The organism is Rathayibacter sp. AY1F4 (genome assembly GCF_002931775.1).
Lineage (GTDB): Bacteria > Actinomycetota > Actinomycetes > Actinomycetales > Microbacteriaceae > Rathayibacter.
On sequence record NZ_PSVE01000018.1, the window covers coordinates 37,587 to 57,258 of the forward strand.

A 19,672-nucleotide genomic window follows, 5' to 3' on the forward strand; every position below is an offset into this window, starting at 1 on the left:
CGCGGATCCCCGGACACGCCTCGCGAGAACACCGCCCCCGCGCGGCGCTCGGAGGAACAGAGTGCGGTCAGCCGCTGAAGGCGGTGAGGGCGTCGTCGAGGATGCCGAGCCCGCGGGCGACCTCGGCGGGGGTGATGACGGCCGGCGGGACCACGTGGATCCGGTTGTCGGCGGTGAAGGGCAGAAGACCGCGGGACAGCAGGTCGGCCTTGAGGCGGGCGACGGAGGCCGCCGACAGCGGGGTGCGCGCGGCCCGGTCTGTGACCAGCTCCAGGGCCCAGAACACTCCGGATCCCCGGACCTCGCCGATCAGGTCGTGCTTCGCCTCGAGCGCCGCCAGGCCGGGGGCCAGGTGCTCCGAGCCGATGGTGCGCGCGTTGTCGACGATCCCCTCCTCCTCCATCGCCTCGAGCGTCGCGACGACGCTGGCCGCGGCGAGCGGGTGGCCCGAGTAGGTGAGACCGCCGGGGAAGACGCGCTCGTCGAAGTGGTGGGCGATCGGATCCGAGATGACGACGCCGCCGATCGGGACGTAGCCGGAGTTCACGCCCTTCGCGAAGGTGATCAGGTCGGGGCGCACGTCGAAGGCGTCGAAGGCGAACCACTCCCCCGTGCGGCCGAAGCCCGCCATGACCTCGTCGAGGATCAGCTGGATGCCGTACCGGTCGGCGATCTCGCGCACACCCGCGAGGTAGCCGGGCGGCGGGGTGAGCACGCCGGCGGTGCCGGGGATGGTCTCGAGGAGGAACGCGGCGATCGACTCCGGCCCCTCCGCCTGCACGACGCGCTCGAGGTGGTGGAGGGCGCGCTCACACTCCTGCTCGAGGGTCTCGGCCCAGAACTCGCTGCGGTACAGGTAGGGCCCGAAGGCGTGCACGTGCCCGCGGGAGTACTCGTTCGGGATGCGGCGCCAGTCGCCGGTCGAGACGATCGCCGCTCCCGTGTTGCCGTGGTACGAGCGGTACAGCGAGACGACCTTGTCGCGGCCGGTGAACAGCCGCGCCATGCGGATCGCGTTCTCGTTCGCATCCGCGCCGCCGTTGGTGAAGAAGACCTTCTCCATGCCCTCGGGCGCCCGCTCGGTGATCAGGCGGGCCGCCTCGGCGCGGGTCTCGTTCGCGTAGGCGGGGCCGACGGTGGTGAGGACGCCCGCCTGCTCCTGGATCGCGGCGACGACCTTCGGGTGCTGGTAGCCGATGGTGACGTTCACGAGCTGGCTCGAGAAGTCGAGGTAGCGGGTGCCGTCGACGTCCCAGACCTCGGCGCCGAGACCGCCCGCGATCGGCAGCGGGTTCAGCGCGCCCTGCGCCGACCAGGAGTGGAACACGCGGGACCGGTCGGCGGCGGTGACCGAGGCGTTGTCGCGGACGGTGGGGGCGGTCGAGGACGTCATGCTCCCCATCGTGCCGCGCGCACCTCGGAAGTGGGCGTGCGGATCCGTCGATCCGCGGACCCTACGATGGACGGAACGTCGAAGGGAGCCGCGCATGCCCGCGACCGTCCGCGATCTGCTGGCCGAACCGGCCTTCCGCCTGCGCGTGCTCGCCGGCGTCCACGACGAGGCCGACCTCGACGCCCCTCTGGTGTGGGCGCACTCCTCGGACCTCGTCGATCCGACGCCCTGGCTCGAGTCGGGCCAGCTGCTGCTGACCGACGGCGTCCACTTCACCGGGCACGACAGCGCCGAGTTCTCGGAGGAGTACGTCGCCCGGCTGCGCGGCCGCGGCATCCGCGCGCTCGGCTTCGCCACCCGCATCGTGCACGACGAGGTGCCCGCCGCTCTCGTCACGGCGTGCGAGCGCCAGGGCCTGCCGCTGCTGGAGGTGGCGGACCTGACTCCGTTCATGGGAATCATCCGGTTCGTCGCCGACGTGATCTCGCGGGAGCAGCGTGAGCGGCTGGAGTGGTCGCTCGAGGCGCAGCGGCGGGTCGCCCGTGCGGCGCTGCGGCCGGACGGGCTCGCGGCGATCCTCACCGAGCTGGAGCGGCAGCTGGACTGCTGGGTCGCCCTCTACGACGCGGCCGGGCAGAGGGTGCACCTGCCCACCCGGCTCGACGTGCCGGCGGAGGAGGCGGTCGCCGCGGCCGCGAGGCACGCCCTGACCCGCGGCAGCCGAGCGGGACTCCGACTCGACGACGGCGGCGGAGTGACGCTGCAGACGATCGGGCGCCGCGACCACCTGCGCGGGGTGCTCGCCGTGGGCACCGGCACGCCCCTGGACCCGGCGGGCAGCGACCTCGTCGCGAGCGTCATCGCCCTGGCGAGCATCGCGCTGGAGCAGCGGCGCGCGTTGGACTCCTCCCGCCGGCAGCTGCGCTCCGGTCTGCTCGAGCTGCTGGCCGCGGGAGCCTTCGACGTCGCCGAGAGCACCGCACGGCGCCTGGGGAGCCCGCTGCCCGCCGAGCCCGTGCGGGTGGTCGTGCTGAGCACGCCGGTGCACGGCGACTCGCTCCTCGACGAGCTGGAGGTCGTGGCGGAGGAGGACGGCGCGCGCCTGTTCTTCGCCGAGAGGGACGGCTCGCTCGTCGCCGTGGCCGCCGCCGACGGACTCGAGCCGCTGACCGCCGTGCTGGAGCGGCACGGCGCGAGCGCCGGCGCCTCCGCCCCGATCGGCTGGTCGGACCTGGACCGGGGCCTCGAGGAGGCGCGGCGCGCCGCCGAGCGCACGGGAGACGGGACGGTGGTCCGCTTCGAGGACGTCGCCGCCGAGGGGATGATCGGGCTTCTCGCCGCCGCCGGAGCAGCACCGCTCGCCCGCCGGATGCTCGCACCGCTGCTGACCCCGGAGGGAGCCGTGCTGCTCGAGAGCGCCCGCGTCTGGCTCCGCCGCAACGGCGCCTGGGAGCCCGCCGCCCGCGACCTCGGCGTGCACCGTCACACCCTCCGCAACCGCATCACCGCCGTCGAGCGCGCCCTCGGCCTCGACCTCGACGACGTCTCCGCCCGCACCGAGCTCTGGACGGCGCTGCGGCTCCACTCATAGCCGATCTCCTCCTGCGTCGTCGATCGGCCGCGGTCGGCCGGGAGGGTGGTCGCGCTGGGAAGAGCGGGTCGCGTACCGCGCACGACGATCCGCTCCCACGCGGATCGCCGGTTGCGCAGTGCCCAAGAGCCTCTCTCCTCCTGCGTCGTCGATCGGCCGCGGTCGGCCGGGGAGGGTCGTCGCGTTCCGCAGAGCGGGTTGCGTACCGCGCACGACGATCCGCTCCCACGCGGATCGCCGGTTGCGCTCGGCGGTGCTCAGGAGCCTCTCCGGTCGACCGAGCGCGTCCCGCCGACGCGGAGCGCAACCGGCGATCCGCGTTCCAGCGGATCGTCGTGCGCGGAACGTTCGACGCCCTCGAGAACGGAACCACCCTCCCCGGCCGACTGCGGGCGATCGACGACGAAGAAGGAGAGAGGCTCACCAGCGCCGCGACTGCGGGCGATCGGCGACGCCAGGAGGAGAGAGCCTCACGAGCACCGCGGAGCGCAACCGGTGATCCGCGTCCCAGCGGATCGACGTGCGCGGAACGCACGACGCTCTGCAAGACCCGACCACCCTCCCGAGCCGACTGCGGGCGATCGACGACGAAGGAGGAGAGAGCCTAGGAATGCTGCGGGAACCCGAGGTTGATGCCGCCGTGGGAGGGGTCGAGCCAGCGGCTGGTGATGGCCTTCTGCTGGGTGAAGAAGCGGACGCCTTCGGCTCCGTGGGCCTTGGTGTCGCCGAAGAGGGACGCTTTCCATCCGCCGAAGGAGAACGTGGCGACGGGGACGGGGATGGGGACGTTGATGCCGATCATGCCGACCTCGACCTCGTTCTGGAAGCGGCGGGCCGCTCCTCCGTCGTTGGTGAAGATGGCCGTGCCGTTGCCGAACGCGCCGTTGTTGATGAGTGCGACGCCCTCCTCGTAGGAGGCGACGCGGACGATGGAGAGCACCGGTCCGAAGATCTCCTCCGTGTAGGCGCGGGAGGTGGTGGGGACCTTGTCGAGCAGGGTCGGGCCGAGCCAGAACCCGTTCGCGTCGCCGTCGACCTCGATGCCGCGGCCGTCGAAGACGACCTCCGCGCCGTCCTCCTCCGCGATCGCGATGTAGGAGGCGACCTTGTCGCGGTGCGCCTCGGTGATCAGCGGGCCCATGTCGCAGCCGCGGCGGCCGTCGCCGGTGCGCAGCTTCGCGGCGCGGTCCTGGATCTTGGTGATGAGCTCGTCGGCGACGGGCTCGACCGCGACGACGACCGAGATCGCCATGCACCGCTCACCCGCCGAGCCGAAGCCTGCGTTGATGGCGGAGTCGGCGACGAGGTCCAGGTCCGCGTCGGGGAGCACCAGCATGTGGTTCTTCGCCCCACCGAGGGCCTGGACGCGCTTGCCGTGGCGGGTGCCCGTCTCGTAGACGTACTGCGCGATCGGGGTCGAGCCGACGAACGAGATCGAGCGCACATCGGGGTGCTCGAGCAGCCCGTCGACGGCCTGCTTGTCGCCGTTGAGCACCGTGTAGACGCCGTCGGGGAGACCGGCCTCCTTCCAGAGGGCGCCGAGCCAGATCGCTGGGGACGGGTCCTTCTCGGAGGGCTTCACCACGACGGTGTTGCCGGCGGCGATGGCGATGGGGAAGAACCACATCGGCACCATCGCCGGGAAGTTGAAGGGGGAGATGATCCCGACCACGCCCAGCGGCTGCTTGGTCGAGTAGACGTCAACACCCGTGGAGACCTGCTCGGAGTACTCGCCCTTGAGGTGGTGCGCGAGGCCCGTCGCGAACTCCACGACCTCCTGGCCGCGGGTGATCTCGCCGAGCGCGTCCGAGACGACCTTGCCGTGCTCCGACGTGATCAGCTCGGCGAGCTCCTGCTTCTTCGCCTCGAGCAGCTCGCGGAAGCGGAAGACGATCTGCTGCCGCTTCGCGAGCGACGTGTCGCGCCAGGCGGGGAAGGCGGCCTTCGCGGAGGCGACGGCGGCGTCCACCTCGGCGGAGTCGGCGAGCGCGACCTCCTTGGTCGCGACTCCCAGCGCCGGGTCGTAGACGGGAGCGGTGCGGCCGGACGAGGAGGCCGAGGGAGCCCCGTCGATCCAGTGGCCGACGACGGACAGGGCGGTGGCGGGCTCGGCGATGCTCATGGCGACGACTGTAGGGGCGTGACCACGGCCGCGGGGGTGCCGATCCGTCCAGCGGTGGAGGGGTGGTCTGGACGGATCGGCGCGCTCAGTCGGTGGGACGGGAGGCGTCGGCGTCGGGCGAAGGGGTGGCCGGGTCGGGGCTCGAGGCGGCGGGGTCGGCCGCGCTCGGGCCGGCAGCGCCGGGGTCCGCAGCGCCGAGGTCGGCAGCACCGGCGTCGGCAGCGTCCGGCTCGGCAGCGTCCGGCTCGGCAGCGTCCGGCTCCGCACCATCGGGACCGGCACCGGAGTCGGCGGCACCCTGCTCGGCTGTGCCGGTCTCCTCACCGCGCACCTCGGCAGCGGACGCTGCAGCCGCTGCCTCCGCCGCACCCGCCGGGTCGAACCGCGCCAGCGCCGCCGTGATGTTGTCGTGCCCGCCGCGCTCGTTCGCCCAGGCGACCAGCGCCTCCGCGAGCGTGACCGGATCCGCGCCCACCCGCTCCTGCGCCTCGCGCAGCACGCGCGCGAGGTCCTCGGCGGCGGACGCGTAGTTCCACAGCCCGTCGGAGCAGACCAGAACCCAGCCCGGCTCGGTCAGCTCCTCGGAGGCGACCCGCGGCTCCTCGTCGTGCGCGTCGGCGCCGAGCCAGCGGGTGATGGCGTGAGCGTCGGGCGCCGTCTCGGCCTGCTCCCGCGGCACTCCCGAGGCGATCTGCTCCTGCGCCCACGAATCGTCGACCGTGAGCTGCCGCGGCTCGCCCGCGTCCGGCATCCAGTAGCTGCGGCTGTCGCCCACGTTGCCCGTGACGAGCAGCGCGCCGTCCAGCACCGCCGCGGTGAAGGTGCACGAGGGCGGATTCGACCGCTTCTCGGGAACGGCCGCGTCGATCGCTCCGGAGGCGCGCGCTGTGGCCATCTGCAGCAGAGCGCGCCAGCGGTCCGCTCCCGCGCTCTCGCCGCCGACCTCGGCCTGCAGCGCGCTGAGTGCCGCACGGGCCGCGGCGAGCGACGCCTTGTCGGAGTCGGGGGTCGAGGAGACCCCGTCGCAGACCACGAGCAGCGCCGTCCTCAGAGAGCCGTCGGCACCGGTGGTCGCCCCGAGCGCCATCGCGTCCTCGTTGGCCGGGTGCCGGAGCCCGCGGTCGCAGACGCCGCCGACCAGCGGGTGCGGCGCTTCGGCCCAGTGCTCGCGCTCGGTCGGAGCGGGGCGTCCGCACTGCTCGCAGTAGCCGTCCTCGGCGACCGCTCCCCCGCAGTAGACGCAGGTGGCGGATCCCCCGACGGCGACGGGCGGAGCGGAGGGGGTGGCCGCGACGATCAGCGGCGTCCCGCAGGCCTCGCAGAACGCGTCGCCCGTCGTGACCGGCTCGCCGCAGTTCGGGCAGGGAGTCGACAGCGCGCCGCTCATGTCAGCGTCCAGCGTCGGACCTCGTTGGCCCGGTCGACGAGGCGCAGGCGCTCGTCGCGCTCACGAGTGGAGGCGGCGAGCGCGCGGTAGGAGGCCTCGAGGCCGTCGCGGATGGCGGCCTCGTTCGCCTCGACTCCGCCGAGGGTCGCTCCCTCGGCCGGGCCGTCGCGCCTCACCAGCTCGAGGGCGGAGGCGAGGACCCGGGTCGTGAGCTCGAGGCGGGTCCGCTGATCGATCGACACGGAGTCGACGCTCGCGAGGGCAGCCGAGAGCGCGGGCAGCCCGCGGCCCGACTCCGCCAGCAGCTCCGCCCGGCGGCGGCGCGCGTCGGAGTAGGAGGAGCGCGTGGGCGCGACGATGTCGAGCGCGTCGAGCGCCCCGTCGAGGTCGGAGCGCAGCTGCCGCACCCGGGCGAGACCGAAGGCGGCGGGTGCCGTGTAGTTCGCGTCGGCGCGGGCGCAGATCACGTAGAGGGACTCGGCGACCTCGGGCTCACCGCTCGCCTCGCACGCCGCGGCGAGCGCGAGCTTCGGGGCGAGCTCGCCGGGGACCTGCCCGTAGACGGTGTTGAAGGAGGCGCGGGCCCCGATGTCGTCGCCGCGCGCGAGCTGGGCGAGGCCGCTCATCCAGACCGCCCGCCACTCCCACGGGTCCTCCGTGAGGATCTCGCCCGTCGCACGGGCGGCCTCCTCCCAGCGCTGCGCCTCGATCGCCGCCCGGGCGCGGGCGAGCCGCACCTCGACCGTCACGGTGGGCGCGAGCGCGAGAGCGCGCAGGCGCACGATCGGGTCGGCGACGTTCACGCCCGCGAGCCACGACCGGGCGGGATCGGACTCGTCGCGGCGGAGCGCCGGCAGCGCGTCCCACGGCGGGACGCGGTCGACCACGTCGGCCACGGGCGCCTCGAACAGGGCCGACTCCGTCGAGTGCAGCGCGGGGTGTCCGGGACCGCGGTCGGTCGCGACGACCTCGCGCAGCACCCCGAGCAGCTGGCCGCGCATCTCGTCCACCGTGGCGAAGCGGTCCTGCGGGTCGGGAGCGCACGCCTTCGCGATCAGGCGGTAGAAGGAGTCGTACCGCTGGAACAGCGGTGTCTCGGACACCGGCGGCAGCGAGGCGACGAAGGTCGTCTGGTTGCCGCGGAAGTCGAGCACCAGCGAGGCCAGCGTTCGGCCGATCGTGTAGACGTCGGAGGCGACCGAGGGACCGAGGTCGGCGACCTCCGGAGCCTGGTAGCCGACGGTGCCGTAGATGGCGGAGTCCTCGTCGTCGATCCGGCGCACTCCGCCGAGGTCGATCAGCTTGACCTGGTCGCCCACCTGGATCATGTTGTCCGGCTTGAAGTCGCAGTAGAGCAGGCCGTGGTCGTGCAGGTAGGCGAAGGCGGGCATGACCTCGAGCACGAAGGCGAGCGCCTGATCCACCGGCAGCGGATCCGCGGCGCCGCCGTTGGCGTCCAGCCGCTCCTTCAGGATCTGCTTGAGGCTCGGCCCGCCGACGTACTCCATCACGATGTAGCCGGCGCCGTCGTGCAGGACGAAGTTGTAGATCTCGACGATCAGCGGGTGCTCGACCTCGGCCAGGAACCGGCGCTCGGTGACGGCCGCGGCGTACGCGTCGGGGTCGCCGGAGTTGAGCAGGCCCTTGAGCACCACCCAGCGCCCCGAGACGTTCCGGTCGCGCGCGAGGTAGATCCAGCCGAGGCCGCCGTAGGCCAGGCAGCCGACGACCTCGTACTGGCCGCCGACGACGTCGCCCTTCACCAGCTGCGGGGTGAACGAGAACGGCGTGCGGCAGTTGGGGCAGAACCCCTCGGTGCGACCGGGCCGACCGTCGCGCCCGCGGCCGACGGCGGTGCCGCAGTGCGAGCAGAAGCGCTTGCGCTCGGGGAGGACCGCCTCGGTCATCAGAGCGGCCATCGGATCGGCGGCCGGGCGGGACGGGACGGTGGTGAGCCCGGCGCCGAGCCTCGGGCCGCGCAGTCGGGTCGAGGTGGTGCCGACGCGGCGGGTGACCTTCGAGCCGGTCTGCGCCGTGCGGGCGGAGCCGAGGGCGGCGGTGGCGAGGCGGGCGGAGGAGGTGCGCGTGCTGCGCGCGGTGGCCGACTCCTCCGCGGGCCCGGGTGCCGTGGCGCCGGGGGTGCCCTCGACGAAGCCGGTGCCGAAGGCGGCGGAGGCGGTGGCCGGCGGGGAGGCCGGGGCGGCGCGGCGCGCGGTCGGCGCGGAGGCGGCGGCGCCCTCCTCGGGCGGCAGGCCGCAGACGTTGCAGTAGCCGTCCTCGATCGTCCCGGTGCAGCCGGGAGTCGCGGTGCAGGGGGCGCCGTTCATGGGGTGGCCTTCCGGTGGTGCGCGGGGTCGGGGTGCGGGAGGTCGCGGGTGACGACGTCGTACTGCTCGACCAGGTGGCGGGCGAGCGGGACGGAGCAGGGCACCGCGCCGAGGGCGGCGCGCACCTCCTCCTCGGCCGCGACGCCGACGGCGGTGGCAGCGCGGCCGTTGCCCTCGGCCCGCTCCCGCAGCGCCCGAAGGCGGAAGCCCAGGGCGGCCCGTTCGCGCAGCGGCGAGGTGTAGGCGGCCTCGACCGCGTCGAACGCGCGGCCGACGGCGGTGAGCCGGGCGAGGTGCGCGTCGAGCGCCTCGCGGTCGGACGGAGGATCGCCCAGCCGGGAGACGTCGGGCACGGCCAGCCGCGGCGGGTCGGCGATCTCGCGGCGGCAACGGGCCACGAGCTCGCGCAGCGGCGCCTCGCGGCGCTCGGCCGCCTCCGCCAGCTCGCGCGCCCGACGGCGGTCGCGCTCGAGTCCGCGCCGCTCGGACGCGGCGATGATCAGGTCGCGCTCGAGCCGGGCGGAGTCGCTCTCGAGCTGGCCGAGCGGCCCCGACACGTCGGCTCCCCGGCCCGCCCGCTCGGCGAGCGCGTCGAGGCGGGAGCGCAGCACGGCGACCCGCTCCGCCCGCTCGCGGTCGACCGTGCCGCCGCCGTCACGGGTGAGGTCGCGGCAGCGCTCGATCTCGGCGCGCACCCCCACGATCCGCCCGGCGACGTCGGTGCCGCTGGGGTCGAGCTCGAGCCGGGAGCGCAGCTGGCCGACGACCGCGTCGCAGAGGCGCACCGCCTCCACCAGCGAGACCGCGCCGCTCCCGGAGGCGTCGAGACGGCCCCAGATCAGCTGCGACATCCGCTCACGCGCCACGACGTCGACGCGGCCGGAGTCCCAGACCGCCTCGAGCTCGGCGAGGCGCCGGGTGACGGACTCGCGTAGCGACTGGGCGAGCACCACGTCGGCCGTGTAGTTCTCGGCCTGCGGCGACGCCAGCGCGGCGGCGTCCAGCCGCGAGAGCTCGCGCGTGGTCCGCTGGAGCCAGCGGGTGAGAGCGGCGAGGTACTCGAAGAGCTCGCGCTGCGGCGCGGCCTCCCCGAGCCGGCCCGGAGCGACGGGGGTCCCCTCCGCGAGACCGGTGCTCATCGGCCGTACACCGGGGCCGGCGGCGAGGCCTCGCCGAGGACCCCGAGCCAGCGCTCGTAGATGCTCTGCCAGCGGCCGTCGCTGCGGATGCTCTCGAGCGAGGCGTTGACGAAGCGCACGAAGTCGGGGTCGTCGGCGGGCAGGCCGAGGCCGTAGGGCTCCGAGCTCAGGGCGTCGCCGACGACCTTCGCGTACGGATCCTGCGCCACGAAGCCCGCGAGGATCGTGTCGTCGCCCGCGATGGCGTCGACCTCGCCGGCCTGGAAGAGGGCGAGGCACTGCGAGTGCGTGGCGGCCTCGACGGCCTCGACCTCCGGGTAGTCGTTCTGCAGGCGGCTGAGCGTCGTGGTGCCGCTGGGCGCGCAGACCCTCTCGCCGTCGAGGTCGCCGATGCCCGTGATCGGGACTCCGTCGGGGTCGTCGGAGACGAGCACCTTGAGGCCGGCGTCGTAGTACTCGGATGAGAAGGCGATCGAGCTCCAGCGGTCGCACGTCATCGTGAGGGTGCGGGCGACCATGTCGACCTGCGGGGCGCCGTCGCCGCCGGTGAGCGCGGGGAGGCGCTGAGCGGAGGTGATCACGACGTAGTCGATGGAGTCGCTGCCGAGGATCGCCCGGGCGACCTCGCGGGCGATGTCGACGTCGAAGCCCTCGATCGCCCCCGTGATCGGGTTGCGGGCGCTCATCAGGAGGGTGTCGGCCGAGACGCCGACGCGCAGGGTCCCGCGCCCGCGGATCTCCGCGAGCCTGGTGCTGTCGGTCACGCCGGTCGGCGCGTAGGAGGTGACCGCCGAGGGCGAGCAGTCCGCCGCGGCCGGAGCGGCGGGAGCGGCCGCGCTCGCCGTCGGAGTCGGGGTCGCCGCGGCGAGGGGCGTGCCGAGGTCGTCCGCCCCCGTCGTGCAGCCGGTGAGGGCGAGTGCCGCGGCGGTGGCCAGGGCGAGGGCGGCCGCGCGCAGGCGGTTCATCGGTACTCCTCCAGTCGCTGGGCGATGCCGCGCCAGGCGAACACGGCTCCGGCGAGACCGGCCGCCAGCAGGATCCACGAGACGAGGGTCGCGAACTCCGCACCTCTGTCGAGCGTGGTGGCGGCGGCCAGGGCCTTCTCCTGCACCACGTCGCGGGCGTCATCGGAGAAGGTGGTGAAGAGGTCGTTCGGCGTGCCGTTCCCGGTGATCGTGGCGACGCGGACGGCCTGGTCCCAGTTCCCGGCGTCGTCCGCGGCGCGGATCTCCTCGTGGAACGACTGCCACTGCCCGAACTCGTCGACGAGCCGCGTCCTCGCCAGCTCGTCCTGCAGGTCGCCCGAGAGCTTCTCCCGGGCGGAGTCGACGGCCTGGGTGTAGCGCTCCTCGAGGGCGGCGCCGGAGCCGCGCTTGATCAGCGTGAAGCTCTCGAGCGACTTGGCGTCGCTCGCGGCGATGAGCGCGTTCGACACGGTGAGCGCCTCGCGGTAGGACTCGACCCGTGCCGTCCCCGCGTCCGCCGCGACCGATCCGTAGGCGAGCGCCCCGCCGACGCCGACGACCAGCAGGAGGGCGGTCCCCGTGGCGAGCGGGCGGTTGAGGTAGCGGTGCGTGCGGCGGGCGAGCCAGAGCTGCGCCGCCAGGAGGAGGACCAGCATCACGAGCGAGCCGATCATGAGCAGGACGCTCCAGCGGACGGCGTCGTAGGCGGCCGCGACCCGGTCGGCGCCGGAGTCGACGAGCCCGTCGAGGTCCTCGAGGATGCCGCCGTCTCCCGAGAGGGCCGTCGACGCCTGGTCGAGGTACGCCGAGGCGACGGGGAAGCCCTGCCGGTTGTTGGCTCGCGCCTGCTCGATCAGCCCGCTGTAGGTCGTGATGCTGCTGGCGACCCGGGCGAGGGCCCGGGTGTCCGCCGAGTCGGCGGCCGAGAGCCCGGCGATCGCGGAGGCGGCACCGGTGAGGCTCGAGACGTACGACGCCCGCAGCTCGGTCGGCTCCAGTCCGCCGACGAGGAAGGTGTTGGCCGCGATCGCGTTGGCGTCCACCAGCAGCGTGCGGACGTTCTGCACGCCGAGGAGCTGCGCCGACTGCTCCCGGGCCGTCGTCGCGGCGCGCGCCTGCATCGCTCCGGCCTGCTGCGCGAACACGCCGAACAGCACGGCGGCCAGCGCCGTCAGGGCGAGCAGGAGGCGCAGGGTGGCCGGAGTGGTCGCGGTCGCGCGGGCGAGCAGCGACGGCTTCCGCTGCGCCGGCCGGTTGGCGACCTGGACGAGGGGCGGCTCGGGGATCCTCTGCGCGGGCGGCGCGGCGGGTGCGGCGCTCAACGGCTCTCCTCCTCGGGGTCGTCGGTGACGGGGGCGGCCGTGCCGCTCGGGGCGGCGTCCGCCTGCCCGAGGGCCTCCTCAGAGCCCTCGACCGAGCCCTCGTCGTCCTCGCCGGCTCCGTCCGGGCTGCTCGAGGCTTCGGGGCTCTCCACCACGTCCTCGGGGAGCAGGATGCGCAGCTCGTCGAGCGTCGGCTCCTCCACGTCGCGGAGGCGCCAGGCGTGCCGGGCGATCGCCGTGTCGAGAACGTTGCGGACCCAGCGCCCGTTGCCGAACGCCTCCGTGCGCTGCTGCGCCGAGGCGAGGCCCGCGAACGCGGCGAGCGCCTCCTCCGTCGGCTCGAAGTCCGCGGAAGATGCGAGGCGGCCGAAGATCGCCGAGAGCTCGTCGTCGGAGTAGTCGGCGAAGTCGATCGTGGTCGAGAAGCGGCTGGCGAGACCCGGGTTCGTGTCGAGGAAGCCCTGCATCGGCCCGGAGTAGCCGGCGACGATCACGACGAGGTCGCCGCGGTGGTCCTCCATGTCCTTCACGAGGGTGGTGACCGCTTCCGCGCCGTACTGGTCGAGCGCGAGCGCGTAGGCCTCGTCGATGAAGAGGACGCCGCCGCGCGCGGAGGCGATCACCTCCGCGGTCTTCGTCGCGGTCTGCCCGAGGTAGCCGGCCACCAGCTCCGATCGGTCGACCTCGACGAGCACGCCCTTCGAGAGGATGCCGAGCGAGCGGTAGATCCGCGAGACCAGCCGCGCCACCGTCGTCTTGCCCGTGCCGGGGTTCCCCGTGAAGACGAGGTGGCGGGTGAGCGTGGGCGTGCTGAGTCCGGCGGCCTGGCGCAGGGTGTCGATCCGGAGCAGCTGCGTCTGCCGCTTGATCTCGCTCTTCACCCGGTCGAGGCCGATCAGCGCGTCGAGCTCGGCGAGCAGGTCGTCGATGGACTCCGGCGGGTCGAGCGGCTCCGGCTCGGAGGCGGGCTCCGCGGCGGGAGCGGCGGCGGGCGCCGGCTCGTCCTGCGGACCGTCGTGCTCGGTCCGGCGGAGGCGCTCGAGGATCTCGTCGACCCCGGGCACGCCGGCGGGCAGACCGGTCGGCAGGTCGGCGCCCGCGGCTGTCCGGCCGGTCGTGTGCGCTATTTCCCCGCTCGTCGTCGGAGCGGCGCCCCGGGCGCCCGGGACGGCGGAGAGCTGGGCCGCGGCGGTCGCGGAGGCGGAGGCGATGCCGCCGATGCCCGGGTCGCCGAGAGCGCTGGCCGCCGAGACGACCTCGGTCAGGGCGCGGGCGTAGGCGGAGGAGTGGTGAGAGCCCGCGCCGACCAGGGCGGCCAGCTGATCGGTCGGCCCCGACCGCCAGCGCCGGCCGCTCGAGGCGGCGGTGAAGAACGCCTCCAGACCGCCCGTCGCGCCGGTCGCGGCGAGCCAGTCCTGTCCGGCGCCGCGGATCGACTCGGCGACGGCGGCGGCCAGCCGCGCACCCTCGTCGCGGACGGCCGCGGCGTCGAGGCCGGCGGCCGTCCCCGCGAGCACGAGGGCGTCCAGCGCCGGGGCGAGCGCTGTCACGAGGCGCTCGGCGGTGTCAGCGAGCCGGATCCGGACGGCGCTCCCGGCCGCGGAGGCGCGTCGAGACCGCTCGGGGAGAGCGAGGACTCCGTGAACTTCTCGGCCAGGAACTGCCCGTGCGCGATCAGCGCCGAGGCGTCCTGCCGCGAGACGGCGTCCGAGATGCGGTCGAGCGTGCCTCCGAGGAGGTCGAGCTGGTCGCAGAGGATCATCAGCGAGGTCTTCCCCCTGTGCACGGCGCGGCGGTCGGCGAAGTCCCTCGGCAGGCGGAGGTAGCCCTCCACCGCCTCGGGGAGGTAGCTGGTCGCGGTAGCCACGACGGTGTGGCCCTGCCGGCTCATCCCGCCGAGGCGGTCGAGACGGGGCACCATCTCGCGGACCGTCTCGTCGATCCGCTGGATGCGCGCCGCGACGGTGCCGGGCACTCGGCCCTCCGTCCGCGTGCCGACCCGGTCGAGCGCCGCGAGGATGTCCTCGCTCGTCGGGACGCTCGGCAGAGCGGGCGCGGTCTCCTCCGGCGCCGCGGGGGCACCCGTGAACAGTCGGGAGAACCAGCCCATCGGCTAGCGGCCGAGATCGAGCGAGGACGTCGCGTCGATGTCCGAGTTGCTGCGGCGGGCCCGCTCGACGTACTCGCCGGCCTTCGCCGTCTCGGTCTGGAGGACTCCGACGGTCTGGGCCATGCTGTCGAGCGCCTTGATCTTGAAGTCCGAGATCGAGTCCATCGTCTGGTAGATGTTCGCGAACGCAGCCTGCAGCTGCGGCAGCCCGACCGTGGCCGAGGCGGCCTGCGACTGGATCGAGGCCGACTGGTCGGCGAGCATGCGCGAGGTGGCCTCGATCATGTTGGACGTCGTGGTGTTCAGCGCCGTGATCTGATCGAGCACGAGGCGCTGGTTGGCGAGCGCCTGCGCCACGATGACCGCCGTGCGCAGCGCCGAGACGGTCGTGGTCGTCGCGCGGTCGACGCCCTTGATCAGCTCGACGTTGTTCTTGATGACGACGTCGATCGCGAGGTAGCCCTGGATCGACACGGCCAGCTGGGTCAGCAGGTCCTGGTGCTTCTGGCGCGCGTAGAAGAGGACGTCCTCGCGCAGCGCCTTCGCCCGCTCCGGATCGGTCGCGTCGAGCTCGGCGATCTTCGCCGAGAGCTTCACGTCGAGCCGCTCGGCGACGTAGATGTACTCGTTGAGACGGGTCATCGTCTCCCAGAGGTTCTGCTTCTCGAGATTCAGGGCCGCGTTGTCCTTCCGCAGCTCGTCCTGCCCGTCGTACAGGGCCTGGATGATCGCGTTCAGGTGCGACTGGGCGCTCTCGTAGCGGCGGAAGTAGTCGGTGATCTTGTTGCCGAACGGGATGAAGCCCAGGATCTTCTTCTGCAGGTTGTCCTCGGACGGGTCCAGATCCTCCACCGTGCGGCGCAGCTCGAGCAGCGTCTTGCCGATGGTCGACCCCTCGGAGAGCCCGCCCTCCTGGAGGGCGCGCACCGGCGTGCTCAGCAGCCGGTTCGACGAGTCGGCGGCCGAGCGGATGTCGGCGTCGCCCATCGTGCGGATGTCGTTGGCCCGCGTCGCGAACTCGGGGCTGCGGGACTCCGTCGCCAGGAGCGTGTCGAGGTAGCCGTCGACCTTCGCCTCGAGGCCGGGCAGGGCGGCTTCGGGAACCTTCGGCGCGATCGACGGCGCCGAGGTGGTCGGCACCGCTGCCACCGGCTCCGGAGGCGTGAGCGAGAGGGCGTTCTGGACGGGCGGCTGCAGGGCCTCGGTCATCGGGATCCTCACCGTTCCTGGCGCTCGGCGCCGACTGGGATGAACGTCCGCCCAGCATATCCCGGGCCCTCCCGCGGGATCCCCGCGGGCCGCCCCGTCCGAGGACTCGACGCGATCGGGCGGCTGTGGAGGAGCGTCCGCCGCCGGTCAGACCGCCTTCGGGCGCCTCCGCAGCGTCGCCACCGCGACTCCGGCCAGGGCGAGCGCGCCTCCGAGCAGCGCGGCGAGCGGCGGGGTCTCGCCCAGGACGAGCCAGGACAGCAGCACCACCACCGCGGGCACCGCGTAGGTGGACGCCGCGGTGCGACCCGCGCTGGAGCGCGCGAGGACGTACCCCCACGTCGTGAAGGCGACGGCCGTCGGGAAGATCCCGAGGTAGACCACGGCCAGGATCGAGGAGAGCGGAGCGGCGGCGAGCGCCTCGACGAGCTCCGGGGCGAAGGGCAGGCACGCGACCGTGCCGGCGAGGCAGCCGAGCCAGGTCATCGTCGGCGCGTCAATCCGGCCCAGCAGGCGCTTCTGCAGCGTCGCCGCGCTGCCGTAGACGACGGCGGCGACCAGGCCGAGGGCGACACCGATCACGTCGAACTGCCCGGTGGAGGTGGAGAACGCGATCACCGCGACGCCGGTCAGCGCCACGAGCATCCCGGCGAGGAGACGGCGGGGGAACCCCTCCCCCAGCAGCAGCCCGGCGAGCACGGCGGTGATCATCGGCGCGATGTTCACCAGCAGGGCCGCCGTCCCCGCGTCGACGTGCCGCTCCGCAGCGTTCAACGCCAGGTTGTAGACCCCGAACCAGGCGACCCCCCAGCCCACTACGAGCAGGAGGAGGCGCCCGCGCGGGACCGCGGTGCGCGGATCCGGAGCCGCCTTCGAGCGTCGCCTCCGGGCGGTGAGGACGACGCGGACGACCGTGAGCGCGAGCGATCCGACCACGATGCGGCCGAGGGTCAGCGCGCCCGGGCCGAAGTCCTCCGTCGTGGCGCGGATGCCGACGAAGGCCGACGCCCAGAGCAGGACGGTGACCGCGATCGCGCCCCACAGCAGGAGGGCGTCCCTCGTGGAGGGCGGGGCGGAGGAGGAGACGTCGGTCATGAGGCCATCGTGGCGCTGCCGGGGATTCAGCACCAGTTCCGTTCACTGTCGGATAGTTCAGCCGGACTGTACGGTCGTCCCATGCTCGACGTGCACCGGCTCCGCATCCTCCGCTCCGTCGTCGCCTCCGGCTCGATCGCGGGAGCCGCCTCCGGCCTCGGCTACACGTCCTCCGCCGTCAGCCAGCACCTCTCCGCTCTGCAGCGCGAGACCGGACTGACCCTGCTGGAGCGGGTGGGCCGCGGCGTCCGCCCGACCCCCGCCGGACGCGCCCTCGCCGCCCAGGCGGACCGCGTCCTCGAGCGCCTCGCCGAAGCGGAGGCCGTGGTCGAGGAGCTGCGCGAGGGCCGCTCCGGCCGCCTCTCGGTGACGTACTTCGCCTCCGTCGGCAGCGCCTGGATGCCGGAGGTCGCCCGTCGGCTGACCGCCGCGTTCCCCGGTCTCGCCCTCGATCTGCGCCTGGGAGAGGAGCTCGACGACGACCTCGGAGCGCGCCCCGACGTGCAGCTCCTCGTCGCCTCCTCCGAGCCGACCGCCCCCGGATTCACGGCGCACCACCTCCTCGACGACCCCTACCTCGTCGTCCTGCCCGAAGGTCATCCGCTCGCCTCCCGGAGCGAGATCGACCTCGCCGAGCTCGCGAACGAGCGCTGGGTCGACAACGACCTGCCCACCGGCTGGTGCCGCCGGAACGTCGTGGAGGCCTGCGCCGCCGCCGGGTTCGCGCCGCCCTTCCACGTCCAGGCGAACGACCACATCACCGCCGCCGCGTTCGTCGCCGCGGGCATGGGCGTGACGGTCCTGCCGGAGCTCGCGGCCCACCGCCTGCCGGACGGCGTCCGCGCCGTGCCCGTCGTCCGTCCCCGGCCTGTCCGCTCCCTCGAGGCCGTCGTGCGGAACTCCGCCGTCTCCTCCGCACCGGTGGCCCTGGTGCTGGAGACACTGAAGGCCCTCGCCGCACGCCGTTGAGCGCGCCTGCACGGGCGAGCTCGCAGCACATCGGAGCACGATGGGCGCGTGAGCTCCGTCGAACCCGTCACCCGTTCCGCGCCCGCGCTCGGCGGACCGCGCATCCTGAAGCAGCGCTGGACCGAGGCGACGTTCCTGCACTGGCGGGTCGACCCCGCCCTGGTGGCGCCCCACCTCCCGGCCGGGACGAGGCCCGACGAGCACGACGGCTCCTCCTGGGTGGGCCTGATCCCGTTCCGGCTCTCGCGGACGGCCTTCCTCGGCGGCCCGCGGGTGCCCTGGCTCGGCACCTTCCCCGAGGTGAACGTCCGGCTCTACTCCGTCGACGAGCAGGGACGACGCGGAGTCGTGTTCGTCTCGCTCGACGCCTCCCACCTCCTTCCCGTGCTCACCGCGCAGGCGGTGTTCGGCCTCCCCTACCGCTGGGCCCGGATGAGCATCGAGCACCGCCACGGCGCGGTGATCTACGACACGATCCGGCACTCGGACTCGGCCGCCCGCTCCCGGATCGTCGTCCGCCCGGGCGACCCGGTCGGCGAGGACCCGCTCGCCTCGTTCCTCACCGCACGCTGGGCCTACCACGAGCGCCACCTGGGCTCCACCTGGTACGGCCGCAACCTGCACCGGCCGTGGCCCCTGCGCCGCGCGGAGCTGCTCGCGCTCGACGACGGGCTGCTCGACGCCGCGGGCTTCCCCGGGCTGGCGACGCGCGCGCCGGACTCGGTGCTGTACTCGGCGGGAGTGGAGACCGTGTTCACGGTGCCGCGGAAGGTGTGAAGGGGGCGACCCTCGTGGGGGGTGGCGCTGACCGACATTCATCGGAGAGCATTCGTCTGCATCGATGTCAGCTCAGCTTCACCGGGAGTCAACCGTGGAATTCACCGAACGTCTCATCGCCCTGGCCACCAAGGTCCATCAGCAGCGGGAGATCATCCAGACCGAGGAGGCGACCAAGAACGCCTTCATCATGCCCTTCATCTCGACGATCCTCGGATACGACGTCTTCAACCCGCCCGAGGTCGTTCCCGAATTCATCGCCGACGTCGGGGTGAAGAAGGGCGAGAAGATCGACTACGCGATCGTCCACAACGGCGATGTGCAGATGCTGATCGAATGCAAGAAGTCCACCGAGCCGCTCCGCATCGAGCACGCTTCACAGCTCTTCCGCTACTTCGCCGTCACGAACGCGAGGATCGCGATCCTCACGAACGGCGAGCAGTACCACTTCTACACGGACCTCGACGCGCCCAACCGCATGGACGCGAAGCCGTTCCTGGTACTCGACCTGACGGATATCGACGAGACTCTCATCCCCGAGCTGATGAAGCTCACGAAAGAGGTGTTCGACCTCGATTCGATCATCAACGCGGCCGGCGAGCTCAAGTACATCGGGCAGCTGAAGCGGGAGCTCGGCGCTCAATTCACCGCTCCGAGCGACGAGTGGATCAAGTTCTTCACCACGCGGGTCTACGACGGCGCTTACACGCAGAAGGTGCGGGAGCAGTTCTCCGCACTGGTCTCGAAAGCCTCGAAGCAGTTCCTCAACGAACAGGTCAACGAGCGGCTGAAGACCGCCCTCGGCGCACCCAACTTCCCCCGCACGGAGGCGATTGCAGCGGAGCAGTCACTGACCAGCCAGGTCGTTGTGGAGGAGGAGCTCGAGGAGCAGAGCGATATTGAGACGACGCTGGAAGAGCTCGAGGGCTACCAGATCATCAAGGCCATCGCCTGCAGCGAAGTGAAGGTGAACCGGATCGCGCAGCGAGACGCGAAGTCGTACTTCGCCGTCATCCTCGACGACAACAACCGCAAGCCGGTGGCTCGGCTCCATTTCAACCGGAAGCAGAAGTACCTCGGCACGTTCGACGCCGAGAAGGTCGAGACCCGGCACCCGATCGCCTCACTCGACGAGATCTACGAGCACGCCCAGACGATCCGGGAGACAGTGCGCGCCTACGCCTGAAGGCCAGGAGATAGTCGCTCCTCCACAGGCGGTCGACTCGGCGTTCTTCTCACAGAGCGAGCGGGGAGCCATCCGTGGTA

General features: G+C 73.0%; 15 protein-coding genes. 4 read left to right on the plus strand and 11 right to left on the minus strand.

The genetic code is table 11. From position 1 onward, the window contains the following. Positions 1-67: 67 nt before the first annotated feature. Complete coding sequence (locus tag C5C59_RS12095) at positions 68-1,393, minus strand: aspartate aminotransferase family protein (protein ID WP_104238602.1); 1,326 nt, start codon at positions 1,391-1,393, stop codon at positions 68-70. Positions 1,394-1,487: 94 nt separating this feature from the next. Between C5C59_RS12095 and C5C59_RS12100 the strand changes: the two genes are divergently transcribed. After that, the gene (locus tag C5C59_RS12100; RefSeq protein ID WP_181134896.1) at positions 1,488-2,984 is read left to right on the plus strand and encodes a PucR family transcriptional regulator; all 1,497 of its coding nucleotides are present in this window, start codon (positions 1,488-1,490) and stop codon (positions 2,982-2,984) included. A 604-nt stretch (positions 2,985-3,588) separates the two neighbouring features. Here the strand turns inward: C5C59_RS12100 and C5C59_RS12105 are convergent. From C5C59_RS12105 to C5C59_RS12150, 10 genes are all read right to left on the minus strand, one after another. Continuing rightward, positions 3,589-5,106 carry a CoA-acylating methylmalonate-semialdehyde dehydrogenase gene (locus C5C59_RS12105; protein WP_104239645.1) on the minus strand — a complete coding sequence of 506 codons (1,518 nt, stop codon included), beginning with the start codon at positions 5,104-5,106 and terminating at the stop codon, positions 3,589-3,591. 85 nt (positions 5,107-5,191) lie between these two features. Further along, a complete protein-coding gene (locus C5C59_RS12110) occupies positions 5,192-6,493 on the minus strand; it encodes a PP2C family serine/threonine-protein phosphatase (RefSeq protein ID WP_104239644.1) in 1,302 nt (433 codons plus the stop codon). Further along, entirely contained in the window at positions 6,490-8,820 is a 2,331-nt protein-coding gene (locus C5C59_RS12115) for a serine/threonine-protein kinase (RefSeq protein ID WP_104239643.1), read from the minus strand. The genes C5C59_RS12110 and C5C59_RS12115 overlap by 4 nt, the downstream gene beginning before the upstream one ends. Further along, a complete protein-coding gene (locus C5C59_RS12120; protein WP_104239642.1) occupies positions 8,817-9,959 on the minus strand; it encodes a hypothetical protein in 1,143 nt (380 codons plus the stop codon). The genes C5C59_RS12115 and C5C59_RS12120 overlap by 4 nt, the downstream gene beginning before the upstream one ends. Further along, entirely contained in the window at positions 9,956-10,924 is a 969-nt protein-coding gene (locus tag C5C59_RS12125; RefSeq protein ID WP_104251280.1) for a glutamate ABC transporter substrate-binding protein, read from the minus strand. Before C5C59_RS12125 ends, C5C59_RS12120 begins: the two co-directional genes overlap by 4 nt. Then, entirely contained in the window at positions 10,921-12,246 is a 1,326-nt protein-coding gene (locus C5C59_RS12130) for a hypothetical protein (protein WP_104237668.1), read from the minus strand. Before C5C59_RS12130 ends, C5C59_RS12125 begins: the two co-directional genes overlap by 4 nt. Continuing rightward, complete coding sequence (locus C5C59_RS12135; protein WP_219812419.1) at positions 12,243-13,796, minus strand: AAA family ATPase; 1,554 nt, start codon at positions 13,794-13,796, stop codon at positions 12,243-12,245. Before C5C59_RS12135 ends, C5C59_RS12130 begins: the two co-directional genes overlap by 4 nt. Next, on the minus strand, positions 13,793-14,356 hold the full coding sequence (locus C5C59_RS12140) for a hypothetical protein (RefSeq protein WP_104237667.1): 564 nt from the start codon (positions 14,354-14,356) through the stop codon (positions 13,793-13,795). Before C5C59_RS12140 ends, C5C59_RS12135 begins: the two co-directional genes overlap by 4 nt. A gap of 3 nt (positions 14,357-14,359) precedes the next feature. Further along, entirely contained in the window at positions 14,360-15,565 is a 1,206-nt protein-coding gene (locus C5C59_RS12145) for a toxic anion resistance protein (protein WP_104223833.1), read from the minus strand. 147 nt (positions 15,566-15,712) lie between these two features. Continuing rightward, positions 15,713-16,660 (minus strand): DMT family transporter, encoded by a 948-nt coding sequence (locus C5C59_RS12150; protein ID WP_104237666.1) that lies wholly within the window; start codon positions 16,658-16,660, stop codon positions 15,713-15,715. 81 nt (positions 16,661-16,741) lie between these two features. Between C5C59_RS12150 and C5C59_RS12155 the strand changes: the two genes are divergently transcribed. The 3 genes from C5C59_RS12155 to C5C59_RS12165 all read left to right on the plus strand — a co-directional run bounded on the left by C5C59_RS12155 (position 16,742) and on the right by C5C59_RS12165 (position 19,592). Beyond that, positions 16,742-17,629: a LysR family transcriptional regulator gene (locus C5C59_RS12155; protein WP_104237665.1), complete on the plus strand. Its 888-nt coding sequence runs from the start codon at positions 16,742-16,744 to the stop codon at positions 17,627-17,629. A gap of 48 nt (positions 17,630-17,677) precedes the next feature. After that, positions 17,678-18,406, plus strand: a complete 729-nt coding sequence (locus C5C59_RS12160) for a YqjF family protein (protein ID WP_104237664.1) — start codon at positions 17,678-17,680, stop codon at positions 18,404-18,406. 94 nt (positions 18,407-18,500) lie between these two features. Then, entirely contained in the window at positions 18,501-19,592 is a 1,092-nt protein-coding gene (locus C5C59_RS12165; RefSeq protein ID WP_104251281.1) for a type I restriction endonuclease, read from the plus strand. Positions 19,593-19,672: the final 80 nt, after the last annotated feature.

Coding starts and splice junctions, on each gene's coding strand:
- C5C59_RS12095 (WP_104238602.1), bottom strand. CDS start 1,393: ATGACGTCCTCGACCGCCCCCACCGTCCGCGACAACGCCTCGGTCACC.
- C5C59_RS12100 (WP_181134896.1), top strand. CDS start 1,488: ATGCCCGCGACCGTCCGCGATCTGCTGGCCGAACCGGCCTTCCGCCTG.
- C5C59_RS12105 (WP_104239645.1), bottom strand. CDS start 5,106: ATGAGCATCGCCGAGCCCGCCACCGCCCTGTCCGTCGTCGGCCACTGG.
- C5C59_RS12110 (WP_104239644.1), bottom strand. CDS start 6,493: ATGAGCGGCGCGCTGTCGACTCCCTGCCCGAACTGCGGCGAGCCGGTC.
- C5C59_RS12115 (WP_104239643.1), bottom strand. CDS start 8,820: ATGAACGGCGCCCCCTGCACCGCGACTCCCGGCTGCACCGGGACGATC.
- C5C59_RS12120 (WP_104239642.1), bottom strand. CDS start 9,959: ATGAGCACCGGTCTCGCGGAGGGGACCCCCGTCGCTCCGGGCCGGCTC.
- C5C59_RS12125 (WP_104251280.1), bottom strand. CDS start 10,924: ATGAACCGCCTGCGCGCGGCCGCCCTCGCCCTGGCCACCGCCGCGGCA.
- C5C59_RS12140 (WP_104237667.1), bottom strand. CDS start 14,356: ATGGGCTGGTTCTCCCGACTGTTCACGGGTGCCCCCGCGGCGCCGGAG.
- C5C59_RS12145 (WP_104223833.1), bottom strand. CDS start 15,565: ATGACCGAGGCCCTGCAGCCGCCCGTCCAGAACGCCCTCTCGCTCACG.
- C5C59_RS12150 (WP_104237666.1), bottom strand. CDS start 16,660: ATGACCGACGTCTCCTCCTCCGCCCCGCCCTCCACGAGGGACGCCCTC.
- C5C59_RS12155 (WP_104237665.1), top strand. CDS start 16,742: ATGCTCGACGTGCACCGGCTCCGCATCCTCCGCTCCGTCGTCGCCTCC.